Origin of the sequence: Staphylococcus caeli, from assembly GCF_051413795.1 — a bacterium.
GTDB lineage: Bacteria > Bacillota > Bacilli > Staphylococcales > Staphylococcaceae > Staphylococcus > Staphylococcus caeli_A.
This window is the reverse complement of sequence record NZ_JBOIRQ010000051.1, coordinates 1-413: the sequence shown is the minus strand read 5'-3', so window position 1 is coordinate 413 and position 413 is coordinate 1. Positions and strand designations below refer to the sequence as shown.

Sequence of the window (413 nt, the reverse complement as noted above, 5' to 3'; positions counted from 1 at the left end):
AAAAAAATGCCCATAAACGGCACTCTATTGTAAGATGTTAATAACCACAAAAACACATACAAGGGGTGCCGATATGAGCTATATACATCTTACTATAACTGAGCGAGCACGTATAGAGGTATTAAAAAATGAAAACTATTCTTTAAGAGACATTGCACGTATCTTAAACCGTTCGGTTTCAACTATAAGCCGAGAAGTACGTAGAAATAAAATTAATGATAACTATAGTGCTGAATCTGCTCAATCCAACTATAAATCTAAGAGAAAGCATTGTGGACGTCGAATTAAATTGAATTCCGATCTTAGGGAGAAAATCATTTATTATCTTAAACAACATTGGTCACCAGAGCAAATTGCTGGTCGCTTATTCTTAGGTGAACTTTCATTTAAAACGATTTATAGATGGATTAATA

Annotated in this window: 1 protein-coding gene; it reads left to right on the top strand. The window is 33.2% G+C overall.

All coding sequences use genetic code 11. From position 1 onward, the window contains the following. Positions 1–73: 73 nt before the first annotated feature. Positions 74–413 (top strand): transposase (locus tag ACSULM_RS12495; protein ID WP_436863124.1); only part of this gene is annotated, 340 nt, incomplete at its 3' end.